The sequence below is a fragment of the Nocardia sp. FBN12 genome (genome assembly GCF_054031145.1).
This window is the reverse complement of the sequence record NZ_CM132926.1, coordinates 4,944,455-4,960,925: the sequence shown is the minus strand read 5'-3', so window position 1 is coordinate 4,960,925 and position 16,471 is coordinate 4,944,455. Positions and strand designations below refer to the sequence as shown.

Genomic DNA, 16,471 nt, shown 5'->3' with positions numbered 1-16,471 from the left:
GCGCGTGAAGATGTTGTGTGCAGGGCGATTCGGCCCCTTCGACGCATTCCGCCGGCAGTCATCGTTGCCCTCCATTGCGTGAATCGCGGCGCAGCCGTGGGTCCAGCCACAGGTAGAGCAGATCGACCAGCGTGCTGATCACGACGTAGACGAACGCCGAGAGAATCGCCACCGCCACCACCACGGGAAGATCCTGTGCGAGAACAGCTTCGACAGTCACCCGGCCGAGTCCCGGCCTGCCGAAGACCTCTTCGATGATCACCGCCCCACCGAGCAATCCGCCGACCAACCAGCCGGTCAAGGTCACCGCGGGCAGGGCCGCGTGGCGCAATCCGTGCCGCAGCCGCAACGCGCTCTCGCGCACCGACCACGACCGCACCGTCACCGCGAACGGTTCGTCGAGCGCCCGCTCCAGCCCGTCACGCAGCACCTGGGAGATCACCGCGCCCAGCGAAAGGCCGAGCGCGAGCGCGGGCAGGACCAAGGCCGCCAGTCCCTTGTTCGCCGCCACCGGAAAGATCTTCAGCTGGAAGCTGAATACCGACAGCAACACGATGCCGAGCCAGAACGCTGGCGTCGAAACAAGAGCCAGCTCAACAGCATTCGCGATAGCACGCGATCGCCGCCGCTGCGCTGTGGTCGTCGCGACGACCACCGCGAACACCAGCGCTACCAGCAACGCGGCGCCGGTCAGCGCCAAGGTGGGCCCGGCCTGCGAGCCGATCACTTCCGACACCGGCCGTTGCAGCACATAGGAACGCCCGAAATCCCCCTGCACCACATTCCACAGGTAGCGGGCGTACTGGACAACGGCCGGACTGTCGAGTCCCCATTCGGCGCGGATGGCCGCCTCAACCTCCGGGGTGCGCGGCTGTTCGCCGAGCAACACGTCGACCGTGTCGCCCGGCGCCAGCCGCACACCGAGGAACGACAGCGTGGTCGCACCCCACAGCACTCCGATCCCCGTGATCACCCGCAGCACAACTGTTTTGGTGATCCCAGAGCGCCCGCCACGCTCGCTGTCCGCGATCGGCGCCGCTGTTTCCGGGGCGACAACCTTCGCCGTCACGGTCGCAGGACCGATCCGGTACACCAGCGATCCACCGGAGCTGAGCCGACCGCCGACTGCCGGGCCGAACCTCCTGGCCTACCCTGATCGCCCCGGCGGACGGCCACGACAGACCGCCGACGCGACCTACACGCGCCGCCGCGCACAGCGGGCCGACCCCCGCGCCCGCCGCGGGTCCCGCTATCCACGATCGACCCAGATGTCGTACGCGTTCTCCGGAAGCTGCTTGTACGGCCGGTATCCCGCGCCGTACACGTGGGCGCCCGTCGCGATCTGGTTCTCGGGGATGTAGAGCGGCAGCCCGTAGGCCTTGTCGACGAGCGCGAACCGCTGCAACTGCGCGTACTGCTTCGCCCGCTCGGTGGTGTCGGTGGTCGAGGCGGCGGCCCGCAGCCAGCTGGACAGTTCGGGATCGGTGGCGCGGCTGTAGTTCAGCGTGCCCAGCGGCGTCGGCGGGTACCAGTGGTTCTCGATGTCGATGCCGCCGGTGATGGTGTCGGAGTTCGCGATCGACCCGAAAGCGTTCTTCTTGCGGAGCTCGCCGTAGGTGCCCAGGTCGACGTAGGACAGCTTCAGATCGATGCCCGCGTTCTGCTTGGCCTGCGCCTGCACCGCCTGCAACAGCACCTCACGCTGGTCGCGGACCGTCGACTGGGCCTGCACCAGTTCGATGGTCAGCCGCTGGCCGTCCTTGGTCCGGAAGCCGTCGGAATCCTTTGCTGTCCAACCGGCTTCGTCGAGCAGCCGGTTCGCGGCGGACTTGTCGGCACCGTAGGTACCTTCGATGCTCTTGTCGTAGAACAGCGTGTCGACGCTGGAGGCGATACCCCAGCCGCGGGTGCGCTCGCCGCGATAGATCGACTGCAGCACCGCGTTGACATCGACGGAGTTGTTGAGCGCCTTGCGGACTCGCGCATCGGTGGCCGGGCCGAAGGTCGAGTTCCAATACAGCGTGTACGGGCTGCCGTTGTTCAGCCCGGTCGAATAGGTGAAGTCGGGGTTGTCCCGGAACAGGTCGGCGTCGTTACCCGAGACGCCCTCGATGAGGTCGACCTGACCGGAGGTGAGCGCCCCGGTGCGTACCGACGACTCGGGCAGGAAACGGTAGGTGACCTCGTCGAGGTAGGCCGGACCCTGATGCTTCGCGCTCTGCGGCGCCCAGTTGTAGTCGGGGTTCTTGCGGAAGTGCAGTTCCTGACCCTTCACGTAGCGGTCGAGGACGAACGGACCGGTACCCGCGATCTCCGGCCCACCGGCCTTGAGCTGCGGCTTGTCCCACGCGGCCGGGGAGATGATGGGGAATCCGGCGGCGAAGTCGAGGAACGGCGCGTACGGGTCCTTCAGGGTGAACACCACGGTGCGCTCGTCGCGGGCGGTCACCGCGGCCAGGTGTGAGAGCGGGCCTGCGGACCAGCCGCCGGAATAGGACACATCCTGCATCGTGGTGAAGTTGCGGGCCACGGCGGTCGCGGTGAGCGGGTTGCCGTCGGTGAACTTCACGCCCTCGCGCAGCGGGAAGGTGTAGGTGAGCCCGTCGGGCGAGATCTCGTGGCCGGTGGCCAGCCACGGGACGAAACCGCCCTCGGTGGTGCGCGCCAGCAGCGACTCGAAGATGTTGCGCAACATCAGGTGCGTGTTGCTCTGCCCGTTGAGGTGCGGATTCAGCGTGGTCGGCTCGGTCTCCACTCCCCACGTCACCGAGCCGCCGCTGACCGGTTGCGCCGATTCGCGTGCCGCGGTGTCCGTTCCACCACACGCGGTCGCCAGCACGGCCACCGCCGATACCAGAGCTGTGGCAAGTAGTCGCCGATGTCGCATCACAGCGCGGCGCCCCTCTCTTCGATGAGAAACAGTGATTGAGCGGTGGTGACGACGGCGCCTTCGGCCGCGGTCACGGTGACGATCCCCGCATGGGTGGCGGTGAGTTCGTGTTCGAGCTTCATGGCCTCGACCACGCCGAGCAGCTGTCCTTTCTCGACCGGGTTGCCCGATTCGACGTGGAGCTGCACGAGAGTGCCCGGCATGGGCGAGCGGATCTCGGGATCCGTCGCGGTGGTGCCGAGCGAGCGGTATTCGGCGTAGCGCACCTGCCGGGAAACCCCGGCTACCTGGCAGATCCAGCCCTCGCCTACGCGTCGTAGGACACACGGGATGGAGCCGACCGTGATCGTGTCGCCGACGGTTCGCAGGGCTGCGACCCCCACCTCGATATGCGCGGGTCCGGTGATGGTCTGCTGGGCGCCTACTTGCGCACCGGTGGTTGGTCGCGGGCCGATACCCGGCCGCGCGATGGATTGCGGAGCAGCCACTTCCGGGCTGGTCGGGATGGAGGCTGGGTCGGTGGCGTCTGCGCGGACCAGCACCGCGTCGCCGTCATAGCCGCTGACCCACACCGTGAACGCGCGTCCGTCGACCGACAGGTCCAGGCTGCCGAGATCGCGATCAGCGGGATCGAGCCAGGCCCGATCGCCACCGGGAGCGCCGGTAGACCATGGCGTCGTCCGGTCGGGTGCGGTGAGCGCGGCGGCTACCGCGAGGGCACTCAGCTCGTCGGGATCGGCGAACTCGACGACCGGATCGATCCGGTCCAGATAGGCCGTGTCGTGCTGGGCCGCCGCGACGATCGGAGCGGCCAGGACACGCGCCACATAACCGAGGTTGGTCGAAATGCCTTGCCAGCGAAGGTCTTCGCATGCCCGCCGCGCCGCAGCGAGCGCGTCCTCTCGGGTGGCGCCGGTGGCGACGAGTTTGGCGATCATCGGATCGAACCCGCCGGTGACATCGAGACGGCGGTCGAAGGCGCGTTCGACGCGAACCTCCGGCCAGTGGGTCACCTCGAGCTCGCCCGGGCACGGCAGGAACGACCGGAACGGATCCTCGGCATACATCCGCACCTGTACCGAAGCGCCCGTGTACGCGATCTCGGCCTGGTCGGCGGGCAGTGGTTCGCCCGAAGCGACCCGCAACTGCCACTCCACCAGATCTACGCCGGTGATCTCCTCGGTGACGGTGTGCTCCACCTGCAACCGCGTGTTCATCTCGATGAAGAAGAACTCGGCACCCACCAGCAGGAACTCGAAGGTGCCCGCGCCCACGTACTGCAAAGCCTTCGTGCCCTGCACCGCGGCGTCGAACATCGCCGCGCGCACCGCATCGGGAATCCGTGGGGCAGGCGCTTCCTCGATCACCTTCTGATGCCGCCGCTGCAGCGAGCAGTCCCGATCGAAAAGGTGTACCGCGTGGCCGAATTCGTCGCCGAACACCTGAACCTCGATGTGCCGCGCGCGCTCGGCATACCGCTCCAGATGCAGTCGCCCATCAGCGAAAGCCGCTGTCGCGGTGCGGGAAGCCGACGCCAGGGCCTCGCGCAGCCCGGCGGCCGAGCGCACCACCGACATGCCCTTGCCGCCACCGCCGCCGGCGGGCTTGACGATCAGCGGATACCCGATATCGGCGGCCACACCGACCAGCGCATCGAGATCCTCGCTCGCCCGCGCCGTGCCCGGTAGCACTGGCACTCCCGCCTCGGCCATCACCTGACGCGCGGAGGACTTGTCGGCCATGGTCTCGATCACCCGCGAGCTCGGGCCGACGAACACCAGCCCGGCGGCACGCACCGCACGCGCGAAATCGGCGTTCTCGGAGAGGAATCCGTACCCGGGATGCACGGCGTCGCACCCGGTTTCGACGGCGGCACGCACCAGCGCGACCGCGTCCAGGTAACCGGGGGGTCGCGATCGGTGCGCACCGCGTGCTGTGTCAGTGGGTGCGGTGCCGGTGTTCACCGGGCCCGGATGGCCAGTGGCCACGGCGTTGTCGTGTGCGGGGTCGACGAGGTTCACCGTCGCCACCGCGGCCGCGTGGTAGGTGAGCGCGCGGTCCTCGTCGACGCTCACCGTCACGTACTCGATGCCGAGCCGATCGCAGGTGCGGGCGATCCGGGCCGCGATCTCGCCCCGGTTCGCGATGAGCAAGCGTGAGATCACAGCCGGAACACCCCGAAATTCGAACCGGCGGGTTGCGGCCGATCCCACCGCTCGTGCGCCAGCGACAAGCACCGCGCCAACCACGACCGGGTGTCCTCCGGTTCGACCACGGCGTCGATCCACATCCGCGCCGCGATATAGGTCGGCAGCGATTGCCGCTCGAAACTGTCGATGATCGGTTGCTTGATGGCCGCTTCCTCAGCAGCGCTGAGCTCCTTGCCTTCTCGGCGCAACCGGTCACGCTTGAGGATCGCCATCACCGCCGCGGCCTGCTCGCCACCGACACCGGTGGAGCGGGCGTTCGGCCACATCGCCATGAACTGGCCGCCCATCGACCGCCCCGACATCGCGAAGTTGGCGGCGCCGAAACTCCCGCCGATGACAAGGGAGATCTTCGGCACGGTGGCGCACGAGACCGCGTTCACCATCTTCGCGCCGTGTTTGGCGATCCCGGCCCGCTCGTACTCCTCGCCGACCATGAACCCACTCACGTTGTGCACGAACAACAGTGGAATGCGCCGCTGCTCGCAGATCTGGATGAAGTTGGTGGCTTTGAGCGCGCTGTCGGGGAAGATCACGCCCTGATTCGCGATGATCCCGACCTCGTAACCCGCGATCCGCGCGGTCGCGCACACGATCGTGATGCCGTAGTCCTTGCGATACTCGACCCACGAGGTGGCATCGACCACGCAGCGCAGGATCGCGCGGACGTCCATCTCCTTCTTGGTGGTCGCCGGAATCAGATCCGGCAGCCGCGCCGGATCGTCGGCGGGCTCGAGCGCCGCGAACGCGGGAGGACGCACGCGGTCACCGGGCGTGCGTGACACGATGTCGCGCACGATCGCCAGCGCTTCCAGCTCGTTCGCCGCGAGATGGTCGGCCACCGCGGTTTCGCGCACGTGCAGCTCGGCGCCGCCGAGTGTTTGCGCGTCGACCACCACGCCCGTGGCGGCTTCCACCAGCTGCGGCCCGCCGAGGAACACGGTGCTGAGATCGCGCACCATCACCGTCTCGTCGCTCATCGCGGGGATGTAGGCGCCACCCGCCGTGCAGATGCCGAGCACCGCCGAGATCTGCGGCAGACCCAGCGCCGACATCTCCGCGATGTTGCGGAACATCTTTCCGAGGTGTTCCTCGTCGGGGAAGATCTCCTCCTGCAACGGCAGGTAGATGCCGCCCGAGTCCGCCAGGTACACGCACGGTAAGCGGTACTCCCTGGCCAGCTTCTGCCCGCGCAGGTGCTTCTTGATCGTGAGCGGATAGAAGGTTCCGCCCTTGACGTGCGGATCGTTGGCGAACACCATGCAGGGCCTGCCGTGGATGGTGCCGATGCCGACGATCAGCGCGGCGGCGGGCAGGTCGGTGTCGTAGACCTCGTGCGCGGCGAGCCTGCCGATCTCCAGGAACGGCGTGCCCGGGTCCAGGATGCGGTTGACCCGTTCGCGCACAGGCAGTTTCGTGTCCCCGTGGCGCCGGCGCGGCGCCACGATCCCGGCGGTGTGATCGCGCAGCAGGCTGCGCTGGGCTTCGAACCCGATGGTGTTCTCGATGACTGCGGTCATGCCGGCTGTTCCTCCCGGTCCTGATGCGCGGCGAGGCGGGCGCTCAGGGTGTCGGCGAAGCGACGGATCGTGTCGGGCTCGAGGTCGGCCCGCAGCATCAGCCGCAGGCCCGCGCTGCCGCGGCGGATGATCGGGAAGAACACCGGCGAGGTGTAGAACCCGGCGTCGAGCATGTCGCGTGCTACGGCGACCGTGACGTCCTCCTGGCCGATGCTCACGAACCGGATCGGCAGTCCGTCACCGGCGAGGTCGGTGTCGACCAGGGAGTCGAACAGGCGGATCCGCTCCTGGAGCGCGACCTGCAGTCGATCGACGGTGCCGTCGTCGTGCAGCTCGCACGAGGCGATGATCGCGCCGAGTCCGGCCGTGTTGACGCGCTGCGACCACATCAGCGGGCCACTCGTGCGCAGCAGGGTGGGTAGCCGGGAGGCATCGCCCGCCGCGCCGAAGAAGATCACGCCACCACTGGCGCCGAAACCCTTGTTGAGCGAGGCGATCACGAGCGTCCGCTCGCGCCAGCCGCCGTAGGCGCCGAGGACGAATCCGCGGCCACCGCTACCCAGCGTCGAAATACCGTGTGCCTCATCGAAATACAGGAACAAGCCGTATCGGTCCTGGAGCCGGTGCAGCTCGGCGAGCGGTGCGCCGCCACCTGTGCTGTAGACCCCGTCGGCGACATAGGCCACGTGGGAATGCTTGCGGCACAGCTCTTCCAAGGCGGCGATGTCGTTGTGCTCGATCGTCACCAGTTCGGTCTCGTCCGCGACCAGCGGCTTCATCGCGTTCAGGCAGAAGTGCGCGTTCTTGTCGAAGACCACCAGCGGCGGGTGCCCGTCGGTGAGCTCACCGGAGGCCAGCAGCGGCAATGTCGCCCAGGCGGCGGCCGCGCACGACGACACCGTCACCGCTTGGGCGTCGAAGGTCCGGGTCAGGCGGTGCTCGGCCGCTTCCAACAGACCGAGCCGGATGCGCATTCGGGAGATGGAGGAATTGATTGTCGCGGTTTCGTCGAGTCCGCGATGAGCGCCCTCGATGATTCGCGGATCGCTGTCGAGGCCCAGGTAGGAATAGGACGAGAAGTTGACGATCGTCCGGCCGTCGCGCGAGTTGACTATTCCCTCGCGCATATCATCGGCGATGATGTCGACCAGGCCGTGGGCGGTGCTGTCATTCCAAAATGTATTGCTCAGTTGTAACTGTCTGCGGATATTGGCGAATTGGTGTCGGGCCATTTCGTTCATTCCTTTGCAACGACGAGCACGTTTACAGCGGCGAGCACAGTGATGGCGATGGACCAGGCCAGAAGCCCGGATAAGGTGGGGCCTGCCAGCGAGGCGATGCCCGCGAGGCCCTGCTGGACGAGTGCGCACCACGAGACGGCGATGGCGGCCCCGGTGGCCAGGTGACTGACGGCGTGCGCGGCGCTGTTGGGGAACAGCGTCGCCTGGCCGAAGGTCGTCGTGACATACCCGGCGAGGAAGACCGGCAACGCGATCGCCCGTGGCAGCTCGGCGGCCCACACGACGGTGATGAGCGCGCAGCCCGCGAACATGATCCAGGCGCCCTGGCGCATCATGGCGCGCGCGCCCACCTGCCGCACGCGCCGGCGCACGTAGGTCGCGCCGCCGAGATAGGCCGCACCGTAGAGGACGCCGAACAGCCCGAACACCCAGGGCGAGAGCGCGAATCGGTCGGTGAAGATGAACGCGGACTTCTGCTGGATCATCACGATGACGGCGAATCCGATACCGCCCGCGACCGCGCTGACGACGAAGACCCGGTCGGTGAAAAGGCGCCTGGCTGTGCCTTTGTCCTTCGGACCGGATTCGCGCCGGGGGAGCGCGATGCGCAGGGCGAAGGCCACCGGCACCGCGGCGAGCACCGCGAGCACGACGAATCCGTACCGCCACCCGACCGTCGAGGTGACGATGCCGCCGATCACCTGACCGCCGCCGAGCGCGACGACGAACGCCATCGACAACAGCGCGAGTTGGCGCGCGAGCTCCGCGCCGGTGAACAGGTCCTTGATCATCATCCGGCCGACGACCGCGATACCGCCCGCACCGATGGCCTGGACGACGCGCAAGCCGAGCAGTTCCGGCGCGTTGGTGATCAGCGCCAAGCCCGCGCTGGCCAGGACGAACAACAGCCCGGCCGCGACGAAGGCGGGCACCCGCCCGAACCGCTGCGCCGCCCTGCCCCACGCGACCACCGGAAGCGCGGCGAACACCACGAACACGGCCACCGACAACTGCAGAACGCTGTCACTGGCACCGATATCGGGACCGAGCGCGGGCATGCTCGGCAGATAGATGGTGGTCGCCATTTGCGCGACCGCGACCGCGACACATGCCGTTGCGACAACTGCTCGGCGTGTTGCCGCGGAAGCCGGAGTCTCGCCGGTTTCCGCTTGCACAAACAATGCACTCCCCTATGGCCGAGCGAATCGCGCGGACGCTTGATCCGGCTACTTAGATATACGGACCGGGGAAGCGGCCGAACACCGTTGTGATCGTGGTGATTTCAGCCGCAAAGACGGTGTTCGAGCATGGATTCGCGGCGAACCGGCGGCGCCGCGCGCCGGGGGCCGAGGAATTGGCACTGGCGTCGGATCGAACGCAACGGGCGTCACACACCGGGGCCGCGGGTCTGCGCGCGGCAGGTGTGGCAGGGTGGAACTGTGAACCGATTGGCCGGTGCGACCTCGCCCTATCTGCGTCAACACGCCGACAACCCCGTCCACTGGCGGGAGTGGGATGCCGACGCGCTAGCCGAGGCCGCCGAGCGGAATGTGCCGATCCTGCTGTCGATCGGGTACGCGAGTTGCCACTGGTGCCATGTGATGGCCCACGAGTCCTTCGAGGACCTCGCGACCGCCGCGCAGATGAACGCCGACTTCGTGTGCGTGAAGGTCGATCGGGAGGAGCGTCCAGATCTGGACGCGGTGTACATGAACGCCACCGTGGCCATGACCGGGCAGGGTGGTTGGCCGATGACGTGCTTCCTCACGCCCGACGGTGCGCCGTTCTACTGCGGCACCTACTACCCGAAGGCCCCGCGGTCCGGCATGCCGTCGTTCACGCAGCTGCTCAGCGCGGTGACCGAGACCTGGGTCAACCGACGCGACGACGTGGACAAGGCCGCGCGTCAGGTGACCGAGGCACTGCAGGAGCAGGCCTCGGGGCTGCCCGACGCCGAATTCACTGTTGTCCCTGAGCTTCTCGACCAGGCTGTGCTGGCGATCGCCGCTGATGAAGACGCCACGCACGGCGGATTCGGTGGGGCGCCGAAGTTTCCGCCGTCCGCGCTGCTGGAGGGACTGCTGCGGCACTGGGAGCGCACCGGCGACCAGGCGGTGTTCGACCTGGTCGAGCGCACGGCCGAGGCGATGGCGCGGGGTGGGATCTATGACCAGTTGCGCGGTGGTTTCGCGCGCTACTCGGTCGACGCGGGGTGGCTCGTACCGCACTTCGAGAAGATGCTCTACGACAATGCCGTGCTGCTGCGCGCCTACGCCCACCTGGCCCGCCGGGCTCCGGAGACTCCGCTGGAGTCGTTGCCGCACAGGGTGACTCGCGAGACGGTCGAATTCCTGCTCGGTGATCTCGGGACAGCCGAGGGTGGTTTCGCCTCGGCACTCGATGCCGACACCCACCTCGAACCGGGCGGTCCCGGTGTCGAGGGCGCTACCTACGTATGGACGCCCGCCGAGCTGATCGGCGAACTCGGCCCGCTCGATGGCATGTGGGCCGCCGATGCTTTCGGCGTCACCACCGCGGGCAATTTCGAACAGGGCACCTCGGTGCTCACCCGGCACAGCGACCCCGTCGACGTCGAGCAGTCGTCGCGCTTCGATCGACTGCGTGCCCAGCTGTTCGAGGCCCGCACGAAACGCCCACAGCCCGCCCGTGACGACAAGGTGGTCACCGCCTGGAACGGCATGGCCATCACCGCGCTCGCGGAATCCGGTGCGGCACTGGAAGAACCGTCGTGGATCGCCGCCGCGGTGCGCTGCGCCCGCTATCTGCTCGACGTCCATCTGGTCGACGGCAGGCTGCGGCGCGCCTCCCTCGACGGTGTCGCGGGGTCCCCGCCCGGCGTCCTCGAGGACTACGCCTGGTTCGTCACCGGCCTGCTCGCCCTCTACCAGGCCACCGGCGAACCGGACTGGCTCGCCGCCGCGCAGTTGTTGCTGGACAACACGATCGACCACTTCGCCGACCCCGACCGGGCCGGCAGCTGGTTCGACACCGCCGACGACGCCGAAACTCTGGTCGCCCGCCCGCGCGACCCCGTCGACGGCGCCACCCCGGCCGGCGCCTCCGCCCTGGCCGAGGCCCTCCTCACCGCCTCGGCAGTCGCCGACCCCGACCGTGCCGTCCGCTACCGCGAACTCGCCGACCACACCCTCACCCGCGGCGCGATCCTGCTGGCTCGCGCGCCCCGCACCGCGGGCAACTGGCTCTCCGTCGCCGAAGCCTCGGTCCGTGGCCCCTACCAGGTCGCGATCGCCGCCACCGAAAAGTCCTCCACCGCAATGGAACTCCTCGCTGCCGCCCGCGCCTACGCCCCTGGCGGCTCGATCATCCTCGCGGCGCCGCCGAACACCGCCCCCCTCCTCGCCGATCGCCCCCTCGTCGACGGAGCTCCCGCGGCCTACGTCTGCCGAGGATCGGTCTGCGATCTCCCGGTCACCGATCCCGTCGCCCTGACGGCCTCGCTCAGGCGGTAGGTAGCCCCGGCGTTCGCCTCACTTGCCCGGCGAGATGTCTGTCCAGGTTCGGGTTCGGCCGGGGATGCCGCGCAGCCGTAAGTCCTTGTAGCGCTTCCACTTGGCTCGCTCGGCCGGGGTAGCGGCCTGCCAGATCGCATCGCTCACCAGCACCCGCCGCGGGGCTTCCTTCGCTACCGCGGTGAGCCGGGCGGCTTCGTTCACCGCGTCGCCGATGACCGTGAACTCGAGGCGGGTGTCGGCGCCGACGTCGCCGGCGAAGACCTGGCCACGAGCCACACCGATGCCGACATCGAGTTCGCCGGTGGCCACCACCTCGTCGCGGATACGGCGGGCGGCGCGCAGGGCCGGGGTGGCGTTGTCCTGCAGGGCCGATGGGGCGCCGAAGATGCACAGGGCGGCGTCGCCCGCGAATTTGTTCACCAGGCCGCCGTTGTCCTCGGTGGCCGCGACGACCGTGGCGAGCAGGCGGTTGAGCTTGTGCACGAAGTCCTCCGGCGCCATCTCCGCCGAGAGCTGCACCGAGCCGGTGACATCGACGAACAGAGCGGAGACCATGCGCACATCGCCGGTGAGGTCGGTGCTGCCCGACAGTGCGCGCTCGGCGACCGTGGAGCCGACGTGCCTGCCGAAGACGTCCTCGGTGTGCAGCTGGTCGCGCAGGGTGGCGGCGAGTTCGTTGACGGAGTGTTCGAGCCGCCCGATCTCGCTCGCGCTGCCGACCGGCACCCGCACATCGAGTTCACCGCGGGTGATCCGGTCCAGCGCCCGGTACATCGTGCGCATCGGCGTGGCCACCGAGCGAGCGAGCAGCGCGGTGGCGAGAGCGCCGACAGCGAGCGCGACGATCGAGAACAGCCAGGCCGCGCGCACCCGGTCGGAGGCCGGCGTGGTTCGGTCGCTGAGGACCACGATGATGATCAGCCCCGGCAGTGCTCCGGATACCGCCCAGGTCACGAGTAGACGCACCAGCACGGTCGAGCTGGGGTGCACGATAGGCCCGAGCACGGCGGCGATGATAGGCACGGCAGGCCGGATCAGCCGGTCCAGGATCAGATAGATCGCGCCGGCGGCCTCCAGTCCGCCGAGGGTGAATCCGGCCAGCAGCACGGTGAGGTTGTGATATTCGGTGAAGCGGTCGACGAGGAACGCGGTCAGGATGACGCCCGGTGTCCACAGGATGATCCCGCGCACGGTGATCGCGGCGGGCAGCCGGATCAGGACCCGGGCTTCCTCCGGCGTCGGTTTGCGGTTCTCGTCGAGCCAGCGCATATACCGGCGCCGATCGTAGAGCGCGATTCCGACGCCGACGAGCAAGGCGAAAGCCGGATAGATCAGGATCAGCGGCGCTGCTTCATGCCAATCGGCGCCGACTCGCCTCGACACCCCGCCCGCCCAGCTGATCAGGAAGACGGCCGCGACGCCGACCATATTGGCGGTGATGACCACCAGCGCGAGTCCCCAATAGGACTGCAGCGCCCACCGGACCAGCCGGTTCACCACGCACGTCCGAACCCGGCGCCCGAGGACGCCCGGGCATCACGAGCTGCGCTGACGGGTGACACAACTGTCGAGCATAGAAGGCGCGCGGGTCCACGCCGCGCGCACGCGCCGTTCAGCCGAGCACGACCAGCCAGATCGCGATGTAGTGACACAGCGCAGCCACGACCGTCATGGCGTGGAAGAACTCGTGATGCCCGAAGTCTGGCCAGGGGTTCGGCCACTTGGTGGCGTACAGCACGGCCCCCACGCTGTAGATCACCCCGCCCACCGCGAGGAGCACCAGCGGCGCGACGCCCACATTGCGCAACAGCTCGGGAATCACGGGCACGATCGCCCACCCCAGCAACAGATACAGCGGCACCCCCACCCACGCGGGCGCGGTGGGCCACAACAACTTCAACGCGACCCCGGCAATGGCCCCCGCCCACACCACGATCAGCAAGACCTGCCCGGTCCGCCCAGGCAACCCGAGCAGCGCGAACGGCGTGTAACTGCCCGCGATGAACAGAAAGATCATCGAATGATCGGCCCGCTTCATCCGTACCCGAGTCCGCACACTCGCCCAGGTAACCCGGTGATACACCGCGCTCACCCCGAACAGTGCACACACCGAGACCCCATAGAGCAGCGTCGACCACCCCGCGGTCAACGACGTGAGAAACCCGAACACCACGAGCACGGTCACCGCGACAGCGGCAACCCCTACCGCCCAGGTATGAATCCAGCCGCGAAAGCGCGGCTTGATCACCGCGGCGACCTCAGTCAGAACCGTCTCCACGAAACCTCCCAAGACGAAACCTACGGTACCGTAAGTTAGCTCAAACCGTACGGCAATCCCCACCTCAACACCACAAACGTGCCCACAACCACACCCACTGATCTCGCACGAACATGGGTAACTCACCGGGCACGGGCTAACCCACCCCGCCGCGAAAGCTTGCCGCGTCGCCAACCCGCCCCGCGCCTGAGTCTGGCCAAAAATACGCGGAGAGGCGGGGGAGTAGTGTGCGAGCGTGGAGTTTCTTGGTCGGGTGCGTGGATTGCCGTACCGCATCTACGAAGCCAGGCTGTCGCAGCAGCTGGCGGACAAGCAGCACCCTCGCCACGTCGCCGTCATGTGCGACGGCAATCGCCGCTGGGCGCGCGAGAACGGGTTCACCGATGTGAGCCACGGTCATCGCGTCGGCGCGCTGAAGATCGCCGAGCTCGTCGGCTGGTGTTCGGATCAGGGCATCGAGATGGTCACCGTCTATCTGCTCTCCACCGAGAACCTGCGCCGCGATCCCGAAGAGCTGGAGACGCTGTTCGAGGTCATCACCGATGTCGTCGAGGAACTGTCCGCGCCGGAGCAGAACTGGAGCGTGCGGATCGTCGGGTCGCTCGAGGGTTTCCCCGAGCTGATCGCCAAGCGTCTTCGGGTGGCCGCCGAGCGCACGAGCGGGCGCGACGGCGTGCACGTGAATGTCGCGGTGGGGTACGGCGGACGCCAGGAGATCACCGACGCGGTGCGCTCGCTGGTGCGCCAGGAGATCGCCTCGGGCGAGTCGGGTGAGGATCTGGTGCAGTCGATTACGGTCGACGCGATCGGTAAGCACCTCTACACCTCCGGCCAGCCCGACCCGGATCTGGTGATCAGAACCTCTGGTGAGCAGCGGCTTTCGGGTTTCCTGCTGTGGCAGAGCGCCTATTCGGAGATCTGGTTCACCGAGGCCTACTGGCCGGAGTTCCGGCGCGTCGACTTCCTGCGTGCGCTAAGGGATTACGCCGCGCGCCACCGTCGTTTCGGCGTGTGATGTCGTAACGGTCGCGTACTCTGCGGTCAGTGGAACCCGAACAGCCTTCCTACATCAGCTATGAGGAATTCGGCAGGCGTTTCCTGGAATACGCCGTTTCCGAGCAGCGCATCGCCGACGCGTTCGGCCAACTCACCGGAGCTGCTTTCGATTTCGGCCCGATCGGGGTGGGGCCGGGTCGCCTTGCCAAGGTCACCGCGCAGGTGGAGCTGGGGCAGCCGCGGATTCTGCGCTTCATCGACGCCTTCATCTCGTTCGAACTGACCATTCCGCTGCATGTGGATCTGGTCCTCGATCTGGCGGTCGACCGGTCGCGTTTCCGGGTCGACGGCACGGTGCATCTGCACCTCACCGCGCGTACCGCCGATCCGTTGCGGGTGGTCATCGATATCGCCGAGCCACGTCCAGGCGATGTGCGGGTCAATGTCGCCAGCAGCTCCAAGCGCGGGGAGTTGCTGCGGGTGCTGGCCAGTGTCGACCACGAGATCCGGCGGTTCGTCGCCCGGTATGTCGCGCTGGAGATCCGCAAGCCCGAGATCGCGGCGGTCCGCAATATCGACGTGGCGACCAGGCTCGACGCGGCCTGGAAGTTGTAGCCGAGTACGCCCACCTTCGCCGGCGGCCGCGCGCGTTTTCGGGCGGCTGCGCCGACTGCGTCCGTTAGGCTCTGCGCGGGACCGGCCCGACGACACAATTGCAGGCAGGCAGGGGTGTGAGCTGTGAGAGTTGCGACGAAGGCGAGCGGGTGGCGTGCGCGGATCGCGGTGCTCGGTACGGTGCTGGCCGTCGCGGGGTGCGGTGAAGTCGATCAGCCCGCGCTGCCGCGACTGACACCGGCGGAGGAAGAAGCCGCGACGGGCTCCGTGTTCGCCTACCGCACCGATGCCGAGCTGGCGGTGGTGCGTGGCACCGAAACCGTCCGTGCGCCGGGCAGTTTCGGCTATTCGTCGGCACCGGTCACGTTCACCAGGGACGGGCAGTACGCGTTCGCCGTGGAGACCAGCAGCAAGACCCTCGTCGCGCTGGGTGTCCGGGACCGTTCGGTGACGCGCATTCCGTGTGACTGCGCCGATGCGGTGTCGTTGCGTGGCTCGGTGGTCGCCTGGTGGCGCGAACCAGGGCAGATCATGAGCATGGACCTGGCCGGTGACGAGCCGCCCGCGGCCGAACGCGAGATCGTCCTCCCGGATTCGCCGAGCCCGCTGACGGGTGGCGCGTGGGACGGCGCGAAGCTGGTCGCGGCCACCGACGAATTCGTGCTGCTGGCCAGGGTCGAATCGCGCGGCCTGTGGTGGGAGAAAAGCCACCTCTACGCCATCGGCGCCGACGCCATCCTGCCGCTCGGCCGCGTTCCCGGCATCGACGCCGGACTCTCGGCCGCCGCCGGACCCGACGGGCACACCTTCGTCCTGGCGGGGGCGACCGCGCGCAGCGCGACCTGTGGCAGCGGCAACGTGGCGACCATCGACGCCAACACCAACGGTGTCCGCTCGCTGCCGACGCTGCCGGGCGAGTGCTCGGCGGTCTACAACCCGCGGTGGAGCGCCGACGGCTCGATCACCATCGCCACCCGCAAATGGGCCGACCTCGCCGGCGCGCCGAGCATGGTCGACCGGCTGCAGTCGGCCGCGCAGGGGTGGGCGCCGATCGGGGAGTACCCGGTGGTCGACATGCTCCCGCGGGAACAGGAGTCGATCCAGGTGGTCGCCGGTGAGCCCACCGACGCGCGCGGCACACCGCACGGGGTGCTGGTAGTGCAGAAGGGCGACGCCCGTGCGGAACTCGCGCAGCGGGTCGTCTCGCTGGGTGCGCCGACGGCCGGCTGA

At 68.2% G+C, this 16,471-nt stretch carries 12 protein-coding genes; 4 read left to right on the top strand and 8 right to left on the bottom strand.

The genetic code is table 11. From position 1 onward, the window contains the following. Nucleotides 1-58 precede the first annotated feature (58 nt). The 6 genes from ACWZHB_RS23520 to ACWZHB_RS23495 form a co-directional block, all read right to left on the bottom strand. On the bottom strand, nucleotides 59-1,069 hold the full coding sequence (locus ACWZHB_RS23520) for an ABC transporter permease (RefSeq protein ID WP_427903994.1): 1,011 nt from the start codon (nucleotides 1,067-1,069) through the stop codon (nucleotides 59-61). 180 nt (nucleotides 1,070-1,249) lie between these two features. After that, nucleotides 1,250-2,887, bottom strand: coding sequence for an ABC transporter substrate-binding protein (locus tag ACWZHB_RS23515; RefSeq protein WP_427909275.1), 1,638 nt, complete (start codon nucleotides 2,885-2,887; stop codon nucleotides 1,250-1,252). Beyond that, nucleotides 2,887-5,055, bottom strand: coding sequence for an acetyl/propionyl/methylcrotonyl-CoA carboxylase subunit alpha (locus ACWZHB_RS23510; RefSeq protein WP_427903993.1), 2,169 nt, complete (start codon nucleotides 5,053-5,055; stop codon nucleotides 2,887-2,889). Before ACWZHB_RS23510 ends, ACWZHB_RS23515 begins: the two co-directional genes overlap by 1 nt. Beyond that, on the bottom strand, nucleotides 5,052-6,617 hold the full coding sequence (locus ACWZHB_RS23505; protein WP_427903992.1) for an acyl-CoA carboxylase subunit beta: 1,566 nt from the start codon (nucleotides 6,615-6,617) through the stop codon (nucleotides 5,052-5,054). The genes ACWZHB_RS23510 and ACWZHB_RS23505 overlap by 4 nt, the downstream gene beginning before the upstream one ends. Beyond that, on the bottom strand, nucleotides 6,614-7,849 hold the full coding sequence (locus ACWZHB_RS23500; protein ID WP_427903991.1) for an aminotransferase class I/II-fold pyridoxal phosphate-dependent enzyme: 1,236 nt from the start codon (nucleotides 7,847-7,849) through the stop codon (nucleotides 6,614-6,616). Before ACWZHB_RS23500 ends, ACWZHB_RS23505 begins: the two co-directional genes overlap by 4 nt. A 5-nt stretch (nucleotides 7,850-7,854) precedes the next feature. Further along, nucleotides 7,855-9,033, bottom strand: a complete 1,179-nt coding sequence (locus ACWZHB_RS23495) for an MFS transporter (protein ID WP_427903990.1) — start codon at nucleotides 9,031-9,033, stop codon at nucleotides 7,855-7,857. 264 nt (nucleotides 9,034-9,297) lie between these two features. Between ACWZHB_RS23495 and ACWZHB_RS23490 the strand changes: the two genes are divergently transcribed. Next, nucleotides 9,298-11,349 carry a thioredoxin domain-containing protein gene (locus tag ACWZHB_RS23490; protein WP_427903989.1) on the top strand — a complete coding sequence of 684 codons (2,052 nt, stop codon included), beginning with the start codon at nucleotides 9,298-9,300 and terminating at the stop codon, nucleotides 11,347-11,349. A gap of 18 nt (nucleotides 11,350-11,367) precedes the next feature. Here ACWZHB_RS23490 and ACWZHB_RS23485 read toward each other — a convergent pair whose 3' ends face one another. Both ACWZHB_RS23485 and trhA read right to left on the bottom strand, forming a co-directional pair. Beyond that, nucleotides 11,368-12,849, bottom strand: coding sequence for an adenylate/guanylate cyclase domain-containing protein (locus ACWZHB_RS23485; protein WP_427903988.1), 1,482 nt, complete (start codon nucleotides 12,847-12,849; stop codon nucleotides 11,368-11,370). A 115-nt stretch (nucleotides 12,850-12,964) separates the two neighbouring features. After that, nucleotides 12,965-13,630: a PAQR family membrane homeostasis protein TrhA gene (gene trhA, locus ACWZHB_RS23480; protein WP_427903987.1), complete on the bottom strand. Its 666-nt coding sequence runs from the start codon at nucleotides 13,628-13,630 to the stop codon at nucleotides 12,965-12,967. Between the two features lie 235 nt (nucleotides 13,631-13,865). Here trhA and ACWZHB_RS23475 point away from each other — a divergent pair, with 235 nt between their 5' ends. From ACWZHB_RS23475 to ACWZHB_RS23465, 3 genes are all read left to right on the top strand, one after another. Then, nucleotides 13,866-14,645: an isoprenyl transferase gene (locus ACWZHB_RS23475; protein WP_427903986.1), complete on the top strand. Its 780-nt coding sequence runs from the start codon at nucleotides 13,866-13,868 to the stop codon at nucleotides 14,643-14,645. 29 nt (nucleotides 14,646-14,674) lie between these two features. Further along, nucleotides 14,675-15,241: a hypothetical protein gene (locus ACWZHB_RS23470; protein ID WP_427903985.1), complete on the top strand. Its 567-nt coding sequence runs from the start codon at nucleotides 14,675-14,677 to the stop codon at nucleotides 15,239-15,241. A 123-nt stretch (nucleotides 15,242-15,364) separates the two neighbouring features. After that, nucleotides 15,365-16,471, top strand: a complete 1,107-nt coding sequence (locus ACWZHB_RS23465) for a hypothetical protein (RefSeq protein ID WP_427903984.1) — start codon at nucleotides 15,365-15,367, stop codon at nucleotides 16,469-16,471.